Below are 14,719 nucleotides of genomic sequence, written 5' to 3'. Positions count from 1 at the left end.
AAATCGGCAGAGGAAGAGCAGCAGATACTGGCGGTGTGCCATCAGCCGGCATATGCCAGCCTGCCGCCGTCGCAAATCGTGCCGCGACTGGCGGATGAGGGGAGATATCTGGCGAGCGAGTCCTCGTTTTACCGGGTGCTGCGGCGGCATGGAGAAGCGCATCGACGGGGACGGCAGCGGACGGGAGAGAAAGCCCGGCCGGCCACCACCTGGAAAGCGACGGAGCCGAATCATGTGTGGACGTGGGACATCACGTGGCTGCCGTCAACGGTGAAGGGACGCTGGTTTTACCTGTATCTGGTGGAAGACCTGTTCAGCCGTAAAATCGTGGGCTGTGAAGTGCATGAAGCAGAAAGTGGTGAGCAGGCGGCAGCCCTGATACAGCGCACGGTACTCAGGGAAGGATGCTGGCGCACCCCGCCAGTACTGCATGCGGATAACGGGGCGGCGATGAAATCACAAACGCTGCAAATGAAGCTTCATGAGTTAGCGATAACTCCGTCTCACAGCCGTCCGCGGGTGAGTAATGATAATGCGTATGTGGAGTCGCTGTTCAGGACGTTGAAATATGTGCCGGACTGGCCGTCATCTGGGTTCGTAACGCTGGAAGAAGCGCGGGTGTGGGTGGAGAGATTTACCCGGTGGTATAACGGGGAACACCGGCACAGCGGTATCCGTTATGTAACGCCGGCGCAGCGACACCGTGGTGAAGACAGGGAAATACTGAGGAAGCGCAATGAAGTATACCGGTCGGCCCGTTCGGTCCATCCGGAACGCTGGTCAGGAAGGACAAGAAACTGGCAGCCGGCAGGCTCTGTGACATTAAATCCGGAGCGGGAAAAACAGGCGGCCTAAATCAGCAAGGGGTGACAACAACCTTGACACTTACCGGACGCGTTGGTGTCGCTGCTGTGGCCCGCGAGCCCAACCGGTATGAATCGCAGTTAATACAACCGGCGCAGTAAAAATCAGTAGTCCTCCTCCGTCTCTGATCGTGAACAGTCTCAGGCTACTGAGATTATACGACTCAAACGGCAACGGACTGAACGGGATGAGGAACTGGCCAACCTCCCAAAGGCCTCGATATACTTCGCGAAGCGCCTGAAATGAAGACTGTCTTTATTGAACAATACCCGACTGAATTCAGCATCAAAGCGATGTGTCGGGTGCTGAAGGTGGCCCGCAGCAGCGGGTATGTTTGGCGCAACCGCCGTCAGGTGATGAATGAGCAGCAACAAATTTTGCCCGCATTGCGATACCGCTGTTAGCACGGCTTTATCATCGGCAAAACAGCGTTATGGCGGGATACGTTATGTGACGCCGGCTGAGTGACATGAGGAGGGGGGATGATATAAATCTGCTGCAACCACGGGACGAACTGTACCGGAGTGCACAGAAAGTGTCCATCCTGAGCACGGGTTAGGGAGAACTCGGACACGAAACGGGCAGCCGAAAGGATCTGATAGGGGGTATTCAGACATTATATCGTACAACTCGGGGTGTTTATCTGGAATACCGGGAAAGGACAATAAGAAACGGGTAAGCAGTTATATGGTGATGTTGAACCCGGTACGGGAAAATCAGGTTGTCTGCATCGACTGAGGTGGTAACATCTTGACTCTATACCTGAGTGATGATGGCTTACTATAGATTATGGAATCTCCCTGAGGGAGGTACAAAAAACTGGCATTTTTATTTGATTTTTTCATTGTGTTATATAATGCCATTCAGATAAGCATATTTTAATAATTCAGTATTGTTTTTAATATCCAGCTTTTTCATCGCATTCTGTTTTTGGGTGGCTATTGTACTGATAGCCCGGTTCTTTTTTGTGGCGATATCGGAGAGAGAATGGCCCTGGGCTATGAGGAAAATGACTTCCCACTCCTTGGATGTTAGCTCTATTTTTCCTTGATTTTTGAGCTTATCATTAACCACTTCACTGAGGGTTTTAGAGATGAATTGTTTCTCTGAATCAGAAAATAAATGGGAAATGGCTCTTAAAACTTCATCAATGTTGTCATTAATACTGACCAGTGCGTTGTATTTTTGTTTTATCACTTTTTTGATCAAAGATAGATTTGTATTTTGCATTAAAATCAATGTCTTAACGTTGTTTTTCTGGCAAAGGTTTTTTAATTTTTGCTGTTCACCTGAATCACAATTTTTGTACATGAAGTTGTATTCAGTGAAAATGAGATCAATGTTTCCTTTTTTTACATCGTTACATAGTTCCAGGTAGTCTGCACAAGTTTTTACCGAGATGATCTCTGTCTTTATTCTGTTTCTTAAATATTCACATATCTCATTATTGAACATGTTAAAATTATAATAAATAACGGCATTGGCGGATTTTTTGTTATTTTTCATTGGTTTCTCCATTTTGTTATCTGTAAAAACAACCTGACTTTCTTGAAGTAACTTGTATTTTCCTAAAAACAATCTTCCTGAAGTGGAATTGTTCCTTTGTGTGTGAAGTGTATTCTTTTATCTGAATCTTCTCTTGGTAATATTATCATATGATCATCATATGAATCATATCATTTAATTATATGCTGTACATGTGCATCTAAATAGTTATTTACATTGTATGACGCTATTATTTTAATGTTTAATTTCGATTTTTAGTTTGATATTAGTATTGTTGGTTTTTTTTGCCCGGTTATTTTTACTTCCCCAATACATTATTTTTGGTATAATTGTTTGTTTTTTGTTGTTTTTATATTGATGTTTATAGTGCTTTTATATCCAACATAAGGATGAGTTACACAATGAATTTTTCGCTGTACTGACTAAAAATTATTGTTCTGCTCGTTTACTTTTAAAGAGCCCCTGAATTGAGATGCGTAGGTAACGTGATGTCTGGAAGTTGCCATATCATCAGGAATGATCACATATATTCTGTGACTATTCACATTGAAATCTGACAACTTAGCCTGGTGAAGGCGTCAGTAATTCCTATTAAATTAATCTAACTGTGCAGAATTAAAGTTCTTTATTGGAATTATTGGGAGTTTTGTGCTTTTTTTAATAAATTGCATGATTCTATTTTTTATTAACATTAATGATTGAATCACATCCTAACATATTAATTCCTCTCACTAATTTCATCCTGCTCTCATCTAAACTAAATAACAATCAGTGTAAAATGAACGTGTGAATTTTTTTTGGGAAAGAGTCAACCCTGGTAATAAATGGCATACTAAGGGGGAATCTGTTGATGTTTCACCCTTTTCTTGATGAGAAACTAAGGGAAAGAGAATGTTAACTGGCGTCTTTTCAGTGCCATCTTCACCAAAAAAACATTAATTTTTTTAAGAAAAACAGAAAGCATGTCGTTATAACCTATTACAAGTGAAATATTGGGAGGCCGAAATGAAGGCATCTGATCAGGGAAGAGATAAAAGTATTTATCTGTTAATGAGTTACGAATGGTTTGGGGCAATCTTTCACCTCGCTCACCTATGGGCAAAGCTGCTCATTCCTTGTTCCATGTCTGGATGCAAACTCTCATTGGATATTATTTAGAGGGTATCTCGGTGGGTGGGCATCAGTGGCCTAACAATAATATGTCGGTCTGGAGAGTTCAATTAAACTCAAAGACGTGAGTTTTCTTATTGATTAATATACATTTAATATATTTGGATTATATATGTCTAGCTTCCTTGAAACTAATGAAAAGATAATTAATTTACTATTACCTTATGCAGAAAAATCTGAACCAGATGAAATATCCAGGGGGAAGAGAAGATACAAATTCTGCAAGAAGGAGCAACGTGTGGTGTATCTGCTCCTTGAAGGGGATTATTGTCTTAAGGTTAAAGAAGGGAATAAAATTTTGGCCATTGTATCCGCACCTTGCGTGATCGGATTTATGCCTACAATTGAAGACATACCTCTGTATCTGGAACGAGTGGACTATGGGAAAATAAGTCACATTGACTATGATTTTTTCTGGCGTTTTGTAAAAGATAAAAATATTATTGATGATGTCATGGAAGTGATGTCGTATCAATACACTGATCTGATGAGCTACATATCCATGAACAAATGTACCTCAGCTGATGAAGTAAGATCATTAGTGCATCGTTGGCAGAAAATCCCAGAACATCTGAAAAAAAGGTTTTCAGTCATGTATTTAATTGAAAATAGCTCTGATCTCTCTAAAAGTTCAATAAGTCGTGTATTGAAAGAGATGAAAGAGAACAGCGAAATTTCTCTGGACAGAGGCAGATTTGAATAAATTTTTACCAGTCAATAATACTCAGTTATTGACTGGTATAACATAGACAAGAGGTTGGGGATAGATAGATAAGGTAAAAATGTTCATTTATATTAGTAAATTTGAACTTTTTGAGGTGGTAGGTACTCGGTAAGTGCCAATGAATTTGTTACCCTTGGTTAATTTATGCTGCCTGTCTTTCCCGTTCGAGATCGCGCATGGCAATATCCCGTTGTTGCCAGTTTTGTGCCCGCCTCGCCATCTTCCTGGCAGTACCTGCCCGAATTTGATGATGATCATCGCGCCAGATGATTCAATCTCTGTCCCAAGTTGTACTTTATATATCGTCATGTACATGTATTTTATTGATGTATATCAATAAAGTTTTATTTATACGTAATATTACTGATAATCACCATATGAGTAGTATCTCTCCCTGAGAAAGGGGGATTTTTCTTAGTGGGGTGAACTATAACATGTGGTTTTTTTTGGGTATCAAAGTGAGAGAATGTTCCTGATCATTATTAAATATGGATAAATTATTTGTACAGTTGATTTTTGCTTATCTCCTGACCTATTATCACGCACCGCGCGAAAAAATGTAGTTTGGAAAACTATCACACAGTGATAATAAAGAGGGAACTATGAGTGCAAACAGCTTCAAGAATGAACGTCCAAATGTTCATGTTAATGTGAAGTTGGGGCTGCATACTGGTCAGGCGCAGAAGATGTCTGAACTACTGTTGAGATTATTAGTGACGGGAGGGGCCAGTAATGCCAGTAATGATGAAGAGTCGCAATGTTTATCTGAACGTAAAAAAATCAATCACTAATAAAAATAACGTCAACAGTGTATTGCCAGAATTTTCTCCAACCGTAAATCTCTCAGTGAAAAATACACGGGTTGGTGGTAGCGGTGAGGAAAATGTTCATTTCACCTTTCGTGATGTGAAATATTTCATACTTGCTTGCGCAGATTGCCCGTCAAATCTCGCCCCTGAACCCCGTTAAGACCCATTAAGGATTGATTGATGTCACAGGGACATAACACACCTTCTTTATATGAAATGCTGTACGGCAACTTCACCGGTGGCCTCGACTTGCATCAAGTCAGCGAGGAAAATCAGGTTATCCTGTCGGTGCTGGATAACATGCAGCGTATTCTCAATTGCCGTGCCGGGGCCCTGGCGCACCTGCCAGATTACGGTCTGCCGGATATGAGTAAAATCCTGCAAGGGATGCCGGGAACAGCACATCAACTGATGAGCACGCTGTCAGCCGTTTTGTTGAAATATGAACCCCGTTTGAAGAGGATTGAGGTAGTGCTGCTCGAACAGACTCAACCTGGTGAGCTGCGCTATGCCATTGATGCAGAACTGAATGGTCTTGGTTTGGTGCGTTATGGGACTGAATTTATGCCGGAGGGCAAGATACTGCTGCGGCATCTGAAGCAACAACAGTATCTGAATTCCCAGGCGGCGGTATAACGGTCATTTTTTATTATTCGGTTAATCATTATCATGATACAGACACCCGAGCGCCATCTCAAAATCGGTGGAGATCCGCGTACCTTTACTGATTATCTCCTTTTGCGTGATGAACTGAAGAAACTGACACATCCGGCGCGTCCGGATGTGGACTGGCATCATGCTGAAAAACTGTGCATCAGCCAGTTTGAACATAACGGTATCGAGCTTCAGACGGCTGCCTGGTACACCCTGATTCGTAGCCATATTGCCGGACTAACAGGATTGAATGAAGGGTTGTCTATCCTGGATGCGTTGATAACCCTGCAGTGGGGAACTGTATGGCCACAGCCAGTGCATGCGCGTGTTGAGATCCTGAGTTCGCTGAGTAAACGTCTGTTGCAGCAATTACGTGCTATGACGCTGGTTTACCCTGATTTGAGCGCTCTGTACCAGGCAGGAAAATATCTTACGTCGATCGGTGAGGCTCTGCAGCGACTGGAGCTGCAGCACCAGGCAGGGCTTGACATTCTGCATCAGTTGCTTCACTCGGCTGCTGTTCGTCTGGAAAAAAGCGGCAGTGAAATTGGAGAATTTTCCACTGTATCTGTTGAGGCCACTGCGACGGATAAGATATCAGCAGGAAATACCGAGGATGTATCGCTTCGGTGGCGCTGGGTGGTACAGCCCGTACCTGAACCCCAGCTCAATGTGGTACAACAGCCCGCACCTGAACCCCAGCTCAATGTGGTATCGCCTGTGGAGGCGCCGAGGGTCATGGTAGAGCAGCCCCGGCCCAGAAGTCTCTGGAAACCGTTTGTAGCTGGCGTGATGACGGCTTTGATGGTGGGGGGAGGGATACTGTGGGGTATGTACCGACTGATGGACAATCCAGACCAGAATGTACTGATGGCGAGCGTGGCGCCAGTACCGACCGCTTTATCGGTCGATACGCTGAAATCGTTGCGACAGACTACTGCGAATGCTGATCTGGCGTGGTTTGCTCAGGCTCAGCAGCAGTTGGAGCAACTTTCCTCTTTGTCCCCTATCTGGCCCTGGGACTACGGAAACGGGCTGGTCCGTCAGGCTCAGGTTCTCTGGCCGCAGCGGCCGGAAACGGCCGCTCTTACGCAGCAGTGGCAGCAGAAACTGGCGGCAACTGCACCGTCCCCCGACAGTCTGGATGGCTGGCAGCAGGGTATGCAGCAATTGCAAAAACTGGCCAGCCGTCTTGACGGACTGGATGGACAAAAAGGGAAATACATGACGGTCAGTGAACTCAAGTCACAAGTGTTTTCCATCACCCAGGCTTTGAGCCGGACGGTGCCAGCAGAGGAACAATTACGGCTGTTGGCCGCACAGCCCGCGAAGAGTCCGGCATCCGCCGCGCTGCGAGCGCAGACGGAACTGCATCTGAAACAACTGATGGTTGGTTTTTCTCTGCAGACTCAGGGAGAACAGCCTGCCACGCCTTGATGATTTCCCTGCGGATTTACGCAGGGATAAGATATTGTCAAAACCGTGAGGGCCGTTGGTGCGGTCAGTAATCCGTTCGTCACTTCAGCCAGGCTGGCGATAGTGGGCAGGGACACGCTACCTCCGATGTGTTACTTCATCCTGTAGCAGGCCACGCGCCCGCAGGCTGGAGTGGTAAATGTTGTCGAGTATTGCCCTTGATCCACTTTTCACCAGGTGAACCCATTCCTGAGTTGAGAGGACAGCAGCGAAGCGTGACTGTAACACTACGCTAAATACGCGATGGATTTCCTCCGCACTGGCGTAGCCAGCCTGGTTATGGTACGACAATGAACCCGATGCATCATGCAAAAATTCCACCGAGGTACCATTATGCAACGCATGATTGATGGTGGAAGCATTACAGTTATGCGTCATGTAGCCAACCACGGTAAGCGTATTGATACCACGTACATTGAGCCATTGCGCCAGATCGTTTTCCGAATAGGCACTCGGTTGTACCTTACGCAGATAGAGGTCATGTGGGCGCGATGCTACCACTGGATGCAACTGCCAGCCCGCAGAGCCGATAGCAAACAACGGTGAGGTGGCTGGTGAGGTTTGTTGCACGACGATCACCGGTATGCCTGCAACGCGGGCTGTATCCATCGCGATGCTGATATTAGCGAGGGTGTGTTGGGGGGCCGGATATTCAATGGGCAGGTTACCGGTCAGGTATTCGTTTTGTACATCAATAACGATCAGCGCGCGCGTAGGGAGAGTGTTTGCGGCCATGATAAAATTCCTCTGGTTGTTTTGCCGTGGGCGTTGTGTGAATTATTGAGTGCTATCTTCTCCCGTAGCCCCCAGTCTTGATAGTGGCCCAAAGGAAATCCATCGATGACATTGGGCCAAATTGTGTCGGAGGTAACCTGTGAAACCCAGGGAAATAGCGGTTCTGGCTTTTAATAACATCAGCCCGTTCCATCTTTCCGTGCCGTGTCTGGTATTTGACCATCGTAGCCAGGAGGGATTACCTTCCTGCAATCTGCAGATCTGTGCGGTTGATCCTGGTCAAGGGGGCACGTTGCGAACCTCCGCTGGTTTTGCCGTGCAGACGAGTCTGACACTGGAAGACGCCTCGTCGGCCAATGTATTGATTGTGCCATCGTGGCGCGATCCGCAGGAACGCCCGCCCGATGCTATCGTGGCCGCGGTGCAGGCTGCCTATGAGCGCGGAGCCACGGTGGTTGGCCTGTGCCTGGGGGCATTTGTTCTGGCTGAAGCGGGTATTCTCGACGGCCACAAGGCAACCACGCACTGGAGCGCGACCAGGGTGTTTTCTCAGCGCTATCCGCGCGTCAAACTTATGCCGGATGTGTTGTATCAAGATGCCGATGATGGACGTATCGTGACGTCTGCTGGCACAGCGGCAGGCCTGGATTGTTGTCTGCATCTGGTTCGCCAGTGGCATGGAGCGGAAGCCGCTAACCGTATCGCTCGTCGTCTGGTGGTGGCGCCACACCGGCAGGGGGGACAGGCGCAATACATCGAACAACCATTGCATAACGCGCCGGGAGGCGATCGGTTGTCAGATTTATTGCACCAGTTGGCGGCTGAGCCGAGCGGGCCGTATACGCTTGATTCGCTGGCCAGGCATGCCGCGATGAGTCGACGTAATTTCACGCGACGTTTTCGTCAACTGACCGGTACCACCGTTGGCCGGTGGCTTATCGAACAGCGGCTGGCTTACGCGCAACGTATGTTGGAGAGCTCAAACCTGGCGGTGGAAGAAGTTGCGCGGCTATCAGGGTTCGGTAGCGCGGTGTCACTGCGTCAGCATTTTGCTCGGGCGTATCATACTTCGCCCAGCGCTTACCGTACGTCGTTTGCTGATGTGGGCGCCCGGCATGATGGAACAGGTTAAAATGACTTCACTTATTGCCCGACATCCTTTAATAGCGGATCTGTCTGCTCTCAAAGAAACGACCTGGTTTAACCCAGGCACCACCTCACTTGCGGAAGGGTTACCGTATGTCGGTTTGACCGCGAGGGACGTAAAAGCAGCTCATGCCCGCCTGACCCGTTTTGCGCCCTACCTGGAAAAAGCATTTTTGGAAACCGCCGGAACCGGGGGGATTATCGAATCTGAGCTAGTCGCGATACCGGCAATGCAAAAACGGCTGGAAAAAGAGTACGGGTGTAACATCAGTGGCGATCTTCTGCTGAAAAAAGACAGCCATTTGCCAATTTCCGGTTCGATCAAAGCCCGTGGCGGTGTTTATGAAGTGCTGACGCATGCGGAAAAACTGGCACTGGAAGCAGGCCTGTTGACGACAGATGCGGATTACAGCGTGCTGCTTTCTCCGGAATTCAGGCGGTTCTTTAGCCAGTACCGGATCGCGGTGGGCTCGACCGGTAACCTGGGGTTGTCGATTGGTATCATCAGCGCCGCACTCGGTTTTAAGGTTACGGTGCATATGTCTGCCGACGCCCGGGCATGGAAAAAAGACAAACTGCGCCGCCACGGTGTGACGGTGGTGGAATATGAAGAGGATTACGGTGTAGCCGTTGCGCAAGGGCGTAAGGCTGCGGAGTCCGATCCGCATTGCTTCTTCATTGATGATGAAAACTCCCGCACGCTATTTCTGGGGTATACGGTGGCTGGACAGCGTCTGAAAGCACAGTTTATGCAACAAGGGCACGTGGTGGATGACCATCATCCGTTGTTTGTTTATCTACCGTGCGGCGTTGGCGGCGGTCCTGGGGGCGTGGCTTTTGGTCTGAAGCTGGCGTTTGGTGATGATGTCCATTGCTTTTTCGCCGAGCCAACGCATTCTCCGTGCATGCTGTTGGGTGTTTATACTGGTCTGCACGATGGAATATCGGTGCAGGATATTGGTCTTGATAATCAAACAGCTGCTGATGGCCTGGCGGTGGGGCGAGCCTCTGGTTTTGTAGGGCGAGCCATGGAACGTCTGTTGGATGGGATATATACACTCGATGACCAGAACATGTATGACATGCTGGGTTGGCTGGCGCAGGAAGAAGGCATTCGCCTGGAACCATCGGCGCTGGCCGGTATGGCTGGACCTCAGCGCATCTGCAGCTCACCGACATATCAACAGATGCATGGATTCAGCGCCGAACAGCTAAATAACGCCACCCATCTGGTCTGGGCGACGGGGGGCGGAATGGTACCGGAGTCAGAGATGGCACAATACCTGGCGAAAGGGCGCTGACGCGTGAGGCAATCTTGCCATCTTCTGTCGTGTGACACTCTTACCGCGCGTGTCATGTTTCTACAGGATGCGATAACGAAGGCGTCAAGGCGCGTTACAGTGCGGTCCCACTGAAAGTGAAAAGGGAATAAATTTTATCGAATCAGACCATGCCTTCATTTGTACCCGCACAGGCAGTTTGATGTGGAGGACGGGCGGAATGCGGTAAGTGATGAACCGTTGATTTTGGCGGAGAAGCCAAAGCAAAACGGACCTCCGTAGAGGTCCGTTTATGAATGAGTGGTGCCCGGACTCGGAATCGAACCAAGGACACGGGGATTTTCAATCCCCTGCTCTACCGACTGAGCTATCCGGGCAACGGGGCGCATTAAACCGTAAAGGCCGTCTTCCGTCAACGGCTTTGTCACAAAAAAAAGCTAAACAACGACTGAATGGCTGCTTTTTATGCGTATCGCGTGAAACTGATTCAGGCCAGGGCACCATTTTTGCGGCACAAAGCAATATTCAGAACATCTTCAGCCAGGGTGCGGGCCGTGATCACTTCCTGCACGTTACGCTTTACCAGCAGGCGACTCAGGCAACCTTCGAGGATCAACTCCATTTGATGAGCGACCAAAGTGGGATTTTCGATATCCAGTTCGTTCAGAAGATCATGAGTGTATTGCCAGGAGGCGCGTTTTTGCAGTTCGGCAATCTGATGGATGGGATGGTCAGGTTGAGGGTAAAAGCTGCAGGCGGCAATAAACAGGCAGCCTGGATAGCGGTTATTACGTACTGACTCTTCAAGCACCTGGTAACGCATTAGCAGCTTCTGTTCGGCGTTCAGCGTTTCATCCAGCAACAGCTTACTCCGCCAGATATCAACTTGCTGGCTGTGATAGCGCAAGGCGTCATACAACAGTGCTTCACGATCAGGCCAGAAGCGGCGTAAGTCTGTTTCCTGACAGACTGCTTCATTCGCCATCATGGCAAACGATGTGGAGGCCGCCAGGCCCTGTTGCTCGAGCACGTGCAGTGCATGCTCGAGTACCTGTTCACGTTGCAAGTGACTCTCCTCTTGAATGCCGAATGAATTTTTCCAGCCTTCAGACTGGAAAATCTTTTTTAGTGTCGTTTAATTGGCCAGTTTGTGCAAATGCTGCTTAAACGCGGCCGCATCCATAAAACCGGTCACGCGGGACTGAGGGATTTCTTTGCCGTGGACATCAAAGAATAAAATGGTTGGCAGGCCCAACACCTGGAGCTGCTTTAGGAGTTCGCTGTCTTGTGCATTGTTTGCGGTGACATCGGCCTGTAACAACTGAATATTTTTCAGCGCTGTTTGCACGTCAGACTGGCTGAAGGTGTATTTTTCGAACTCTTTACAGGCTACGCACCAGTCAGCATAGAGATCGAGCATCGTGATGCGTCCGTTGCTCTGTTGTAGCGCCTGGTTAAGTTGATCGGTGCCGCTAATGCGGGCAAAGTTCAGGTGGGCTGGTTTCGCTTCGGTGGTCGGTGAGGCAAAAGCCCAGTCCTGCAATGGGCGAGCAGCGACCAGGGCGGCGGTCAGCATCAGGATCTGCGCCAGGCGCTGCCAGCCATTGGCCGATTTCAGACTGATAAAGGCCCAGCCAAAGAAAGCCACGCCGAGCAGGCTCCACAATCTCAGGCCCCAGAGCTCACCAATGACGCGCTCCAACAGGAACACGGGAAGTGCGAGGATGACAAAACCAAAGCCTTCCTTAACCGTTTGCATCCACGCTCCGCTTTTCGGTAGCAAACGGTTACCGAACAGCGTCACGGCGATCAGCGGCAGTCCCATGCCCAATGCATACAGATACAGTGTGCCGGCGCCAGCCAGCATTTTTCCGCTTTGCGCGATATATAACAGAATAGCGCTGAGGGGGGCAGTGGTGCAGGGGGAACAAATGAGCCCAGCCAGCGCCCCCATCAGGAAGACGCCCGGCAGCGAGCCACCTTGCTGACGGTTGCTCCACAGCGTTAAGCGGGTCTGCAGCGAGGAAGGCAATTGCAGGGTGAACAGGCCGAACATCGACAGTGCCAGCAGGATAAAGACGATTGACAGGGCAATCAACACCGCTGGCGCTTGTAAAGCAGCCTGAAAGCGCAAACCGGCTGCCGCGACAATCACCCCCATCAGTGTGTAGGTCAACGCCATGCCCTGCACATAAACCAGCGCCAGTGTAAACAGGCGGACCAGCGAATACTGCCGATTGCCACCAAGGATAATACCGGAGATCAGTGGATACATCGGCAGGACGCACGGCGTGAAAGCGACACCGATACCAATCAGCAATGCCCACAACGGAGAGAATGGCAGGCTATCGCCAGGAGACACTGGTCGCTGAACTGGCGCCACGCCTGAAGCGGTACGCTGCGTGCCAGCCGCGGTCCCATCATTTTTTCCGGTGTTTGCCGCAACCTCATTGAGCGGCACGGTACGGGTTTCCGGTGGATAACAGAAACCCGCGCTGGCGCAGCCCTGCCAGGTGACCGCTAGCGTCGCCCCTTTAGCGGCCTGCTGTAACGTTAAAGGCAGCGTCAGGTCCTCAGGATAAATCTCTGTTTTACCGTAAAATTCATCTTCATGTGGTTTACCTGCTGGCAGTGTCCAGTCAACCAGTGTCGCCCCTTGTGCTGAGATCTTAATTTGCTGACGATAGAGATAGTAGCCCGGCTTCACCTGCCAGGTGAGCGTAAGTTGGTTGGCTTGCTGGTTGAAATCAAAGGCAAACGCCTGATCGGCGGTGACGAAGTGACTGGAATTATTTTGTCCGAACAGTGACGCGTCCGCAGGGAGACAATGCAGGGCGGTTAGCAGCAGGAAAATAAATGTTGTAAAGGACTTAGCCATGGCAGGTAACCACATTCTCCATGTTGGACTGAGTAAACCGGCGATACAGACAACGTCCCGCTACCGCACTGGATGAGCTCAGGAGGCCATCCTTATCTCTGTCGGTCACTATATCATGCTGAGCCGACAGAGGCTTATCAGGATGTAACATGACCTGAATTCACGTCAGGCTCACAGGAACAGATGGCCGAACAGGAACCCCAGGGCGACTGAGAACATGATGGCCAGCGTTCCAGGTACAATGAAGGAGTGGTTGAAAACGAATTTGCCGATGCGAGTGGAGCCGGTCTCATCCATTTCCACTGCGGCCAGCAGCGTCGGATAGGTCGGCAGCACAAACAGGGCCGAGACGGCGGCAAAAGAAGCCACCGCGGTCACCGGCGATACGCCCAGTAAGAGCGCAGCAGGCATCAGGGCTTTCGTGGTGGCGGCTTGAGAATAGAGCAGGGTTGCCGTAAAGAATAAAACCACGGCCAGCATCCATGGATAGTCACTGAGCCAGGCGTCAGCCACTCGTTGAATTTCACCGATGTGTGCTTGCACAAACGTGTCGCCCAGCCAGGCCACCCCCATCACACAGATACAGGCGCTCATACCGGATTTGAAAGTACTGGCAGAGAGGATCCTGTCACACTCTACCTTGCAGGTCATACAGATCAAGGCCGCGACAGTCAGCATAAACACCACAATGGCTTCATTACGCGACAGTACCGGATGCGTGATGAGTCCAACACTGAGTGCGGCGGCGTACAGCACCACGGCGACAATACCCAGCAGGAACAGTAGCACCGAACGTTTTGCTCCGGGCTGGACGTTGAACACGCGTGTTCCACGTAGCACGATTTCGCCTTTTGCCAGCCGTTCCTGATACACCGGATCGTCTTTCAGTTCTTTGCCCAGGAAATTCGTGATGATTGCCGCGAGGAAAATGGCGACCATGGTAGAGGGAATAGCCACCGAAAGCAGACCCAGATAACTGATGCCTTTCGCTTCTAAAATGCCGGAAAAAAACACCACGGCCGCCGAAATGGGGGAAGCCGTGATAGCTATTTGTGACGCGACAACGGCAATGGACAGTGGGCGGGAAGGGCGAATACCCTGTTCCTTCGCCACCTCAGCAATCACTGGCAGCGTTGAAAATGCCGTGTGACCGGTACCCGCCAGCAGAGTCATTACATAGGTTACTAACGGAGCCAGAAACGTAATGTAGCGTGGATGTTTACGCAGTAAGCGCTCGGCACGGCTAACCAGATAATCCATGCCGCCCGCAACTTGCATTGCCGCGATGGCCACGATAACCCCCATGATGATTTCAATTACATCGAAGGGAATCACGCCGGGCTTAATCTGAAAGCCTGTGGTGAGGATCAGCATCCCGACGCCACCAGCAAAGCCGATGCCGATGCCGCCCAACCGCGCTCCCAGATAGATCGCCGCCAGTACGATGATCAACTCCGATATAATCATACTTACTCTT

The 14,719-nt window shown here is 49.5% G+C and carries 12 protein-coding genes, 1 tRNA gene and 1 pseudogene; 8 read left to right on the top strand and 6 right to left on the bottom strand.

Going from position 1 to position 14,719, the window contains the following annotated elements; translation table 11 throughout:
- Together EH228_RS09565 and EH228_RS20485 are read left to right on the top strand one after the other, a co-directional pair.
- Positions 1–855, top strand: an 855-nt coding sequence (locus EH228_RS09565; protein ID WP_152321448.1) for an IS3 family transposase, incomplete at its 5' end; no start/stop codon positions are given.
- Positions 856–878: 23 nt separating this feature from the next.
- A pseudogene (locus EH228_RS20485) lies at positions 879–1,311 on the top strand (IS3 family transposase); the annotation flags it as partial.
- 402 nt (positions 1,312–1,713) lie between these two features.
- Here EH228_RS20485 and EH228_RS09560 read toward each other — a convergent pair.
- The gene (locus EH228_RS09560) at positions 1,714–2,370 is read right to left on the bottom strand and encodes a response regulator transcription factor (protein WP_193323310.1); all 657 of its coding nucleotides are present in this window, start codon (positions 2,368–2,370) and stop codon (positions 1,714–1,716) included.
- 1,282 nt (positions 2,371–3,652) lie between these two features.
- Here EH228_RS09560 and EH228_RS09555 point away from each other — a divergent pair.
- The 4 genes from EH228_RS09555 (at position 3,653) to EH228_RS09540 (ending at position 7,164) form a co-directional block, all read left to right on the top strand.
- Positions 3,653–4,243 (top strand): helix-turn-helix domain-containing protein, encoded by a 591-nt coding sequence (locus EH228_RS09555; protein ID WP_152321446.1) that lies wholly within the window; start codon positions 3,653–3,655, stop codon positions 4,241–4,243.
- 623 nt (positions 4,244–4,866) lie between these two features.
- Positions 4,867–5,055 (top strand): type VI secretion system contractile sheath small subunit, encoded by a 189-nt coding sequence (locus EH228_RS20650; RefSeq protein WP_275065357.1) that lies wholly within the window; start codon positions 4,867–4,869, stop codon positions 5,053–5,055.
- 198 nt (positions 5,056–5,253) lie between these two features.
- On the top strand, positions 5,254–5,709 hold the full coding sequence (gene tssE, locus EH228_RS09545) for a type VI secretion system baseplate subunit TssE (RefSeq protein ID WP_152321445.1): 456 nt from the start codon (positions 5,254–5,256) through the stop codon (positions 5,707–5,709).
- Between the two features lie 33 nt (positions 5,710–5,742).
- On the top strand, positions 5,743–7,164 hold the full coding sequence (locus EH228_RS09540; RefSeq protein ID WP_152321444.1) for a VasL domain-containing protein: 1,422 nt from the start codon (positions 5,743–5,745) through the stop codon (positions 7,162–7,164).
- Between the two features lie 117 nt (positions 7,165–7,281).
- Here the strand turns inward: EH228_RS09540 and EH228_RS09535 are convergent, their stop codons facing one another.
- Complete coding sequence (locus EH228_RS09535) at positions 7,282–7,938, bottom strand: cysteine hydrolase family protein (RefSeq protein WP_152321443.1); 657 nt, start codon at positions 7,936–7,938, stop codon at positions 7,282–7,284.
- 139 nt (positions 7,939–8,077) lie between these two features.
- Here EH228_RS09535 and EH228_RS09530 point away from each other — a divergent pair, with 139 nt between their 5' ends.
- Both EH228_RS09530 and dsdA read left to right on the top strand, forming a co-directional pair.
- A complete protein-coding gene (locus EH228_RS09530) occupies positions 8,078–9,070 on the top strand; it encodes a GlxA family transcriptional regulator (RefSeq protein WP_152321442.1) in 993 nt (330 codons plus the stop codon).
- Positions 9,057–10,385, top strand: a complete 1,329-nt coding sequence (gene dsdA / locus EH228_RS09525; RefSeq protein ID WP_152321455.1) for a D-serine ammonia-lyase — start codon at positions 9,057–9,059, stop codon at positions 10,383–10,385. Before EH228_RS09530 ends, dsdA begins: the two co-directional genes overlap by 14 nt.
- 280 nt (positions 10,386–10,665) lie before the next feature.
- Here dsdA and EH228_RS09520 read toward each other — a convergent pair.
- The 4 genes from EH228_RS09520 to EH228_RS09505 form a co-directional block, all read right to left on the bottom strand.
- Positions 10,666–10,741, bottom strand: a tRNA-Phe gene (locus EH228_RS09520).
- 110 nt (positions 10,742–10,851) lie between these two features.
- The gene (gene dicD, locus EH228_RS09515; protein ID WP_152321441.1) at positions 10,852–11,430 is read right to left on the bottom strand and encodes a division control transcriptional repressor DicD; all 579 of its coding nucleotides are present in this window, start codon (positions 11,428–11,430) and stop codon (positions 10,852–10,854) included.
- 69 nt (positions 11,431–11,499) lie between these two features.
- On the bottom strand, positions 11,500–13,242 hold the full coding sequence (locus EH228_RS09510; protein WP_152321440.1) for a protein-disulfide reductase DsbD: 1,743 nt from the start codon (positions 13,240–13,242) through the stop codon (positions 11,500–11,502).
- Between the two features lie 171 nt (positions 13,243–13,413).
- The gene (locus tag EH228_RS09505) at positions 13,414–14,709 is read right to left on the bottom strand and encodes an anaerobic C4-dicarboxylate transporter (protein ID WP_152321439.1); all 1,296 of its coding nucleotides are present in this window, start codon (positions 14,707–14,709) and stop codon (positions 13,414–13,416) included.
- Between the last annotated feature and the right edge of the window lie 10 nt (positions 14,710–14,719).

It is taken from the genome of Erwinia endophytica, assembly GCF_009295515.1.
GTDB classification, from domain to species: domain Bacteria; phylum Pseudomonadota; class Gammaproteobacteria; order Enterobacterales; family Enterobacteriaceae; genus Erwinia; species Erwinia endophytica.
This window is presented reverse-complemented; position numbering and strand designations above follow the sequence as displayed.

What these genes read in the sequence shown, in the direction of transcription:
- EH228_RS09560 (WP_193323310.1), bottom strand. Translation starts at nt 2,370, where the DNA reads ATGAAAAATAACAAAAAATCCGCCAATGCCGTTATTTATTATAATTTT.
- tssE (WP_152321445.1), top strand. Translation starts at nt 5,254, where the DNA reads ATGTCACAGGGACATAACACACCTTCTTTATATGAAATGCTGTACGGC.
- EH228_RS20650 (WP_275065357.1), top strand. Translation starts at nt 4,867, where the DNA reads ATGAGTGCAAACAGCTTCAAGAATGAACGTCCAAATGTTCATGTTAAT.
- EH228_RS09535 (WP_152321443.1), bottom strand. Translation starts at nt 7,938, where the DNA reads ATGGCCGCAAACACTCTCCCTACGCGCGCGCTGATCGTTATTGATGTA.
- EH228_RS09540 (WP_152321444.1), top strand. Translation starts at nt 5,743, where the DNA reads ATGATACAGACACCCGAGCGCCATCTCAAAATCGGTGGAGATCCGCGT.
- dsdA (WP_152321455.1), top strand. Translation starts at nt 9,057, where the DNA reads ATGGAACAGGTTAAAATGACTTCACTTATTGCCCGACATCCTTTAATA.
- EH228_RS09555 (WP_152321446.1), top strand. Translation starts at nt 3,653, where the DNA reads ATGTCTAGCTTCCTTGAAACTAATGAAAAGATAATTAATTTACTATTA.
- EH228_RS09505 (WP_152321439.1), bottom strand. Translation starts at nt 14,709, where the DNA reads ATGATTATATCGGAGTTGATCATCGTACTGGCGGCGATCTATCTGGGA.
- EH228_RS09510 (WP_152321440.1), bottom strand. Translation starts at nt 13,242, where the DNA reads ATGGCTAAGTCCTTTACAACATTTATTTTCCTGCTGCTAACCGCCCTG.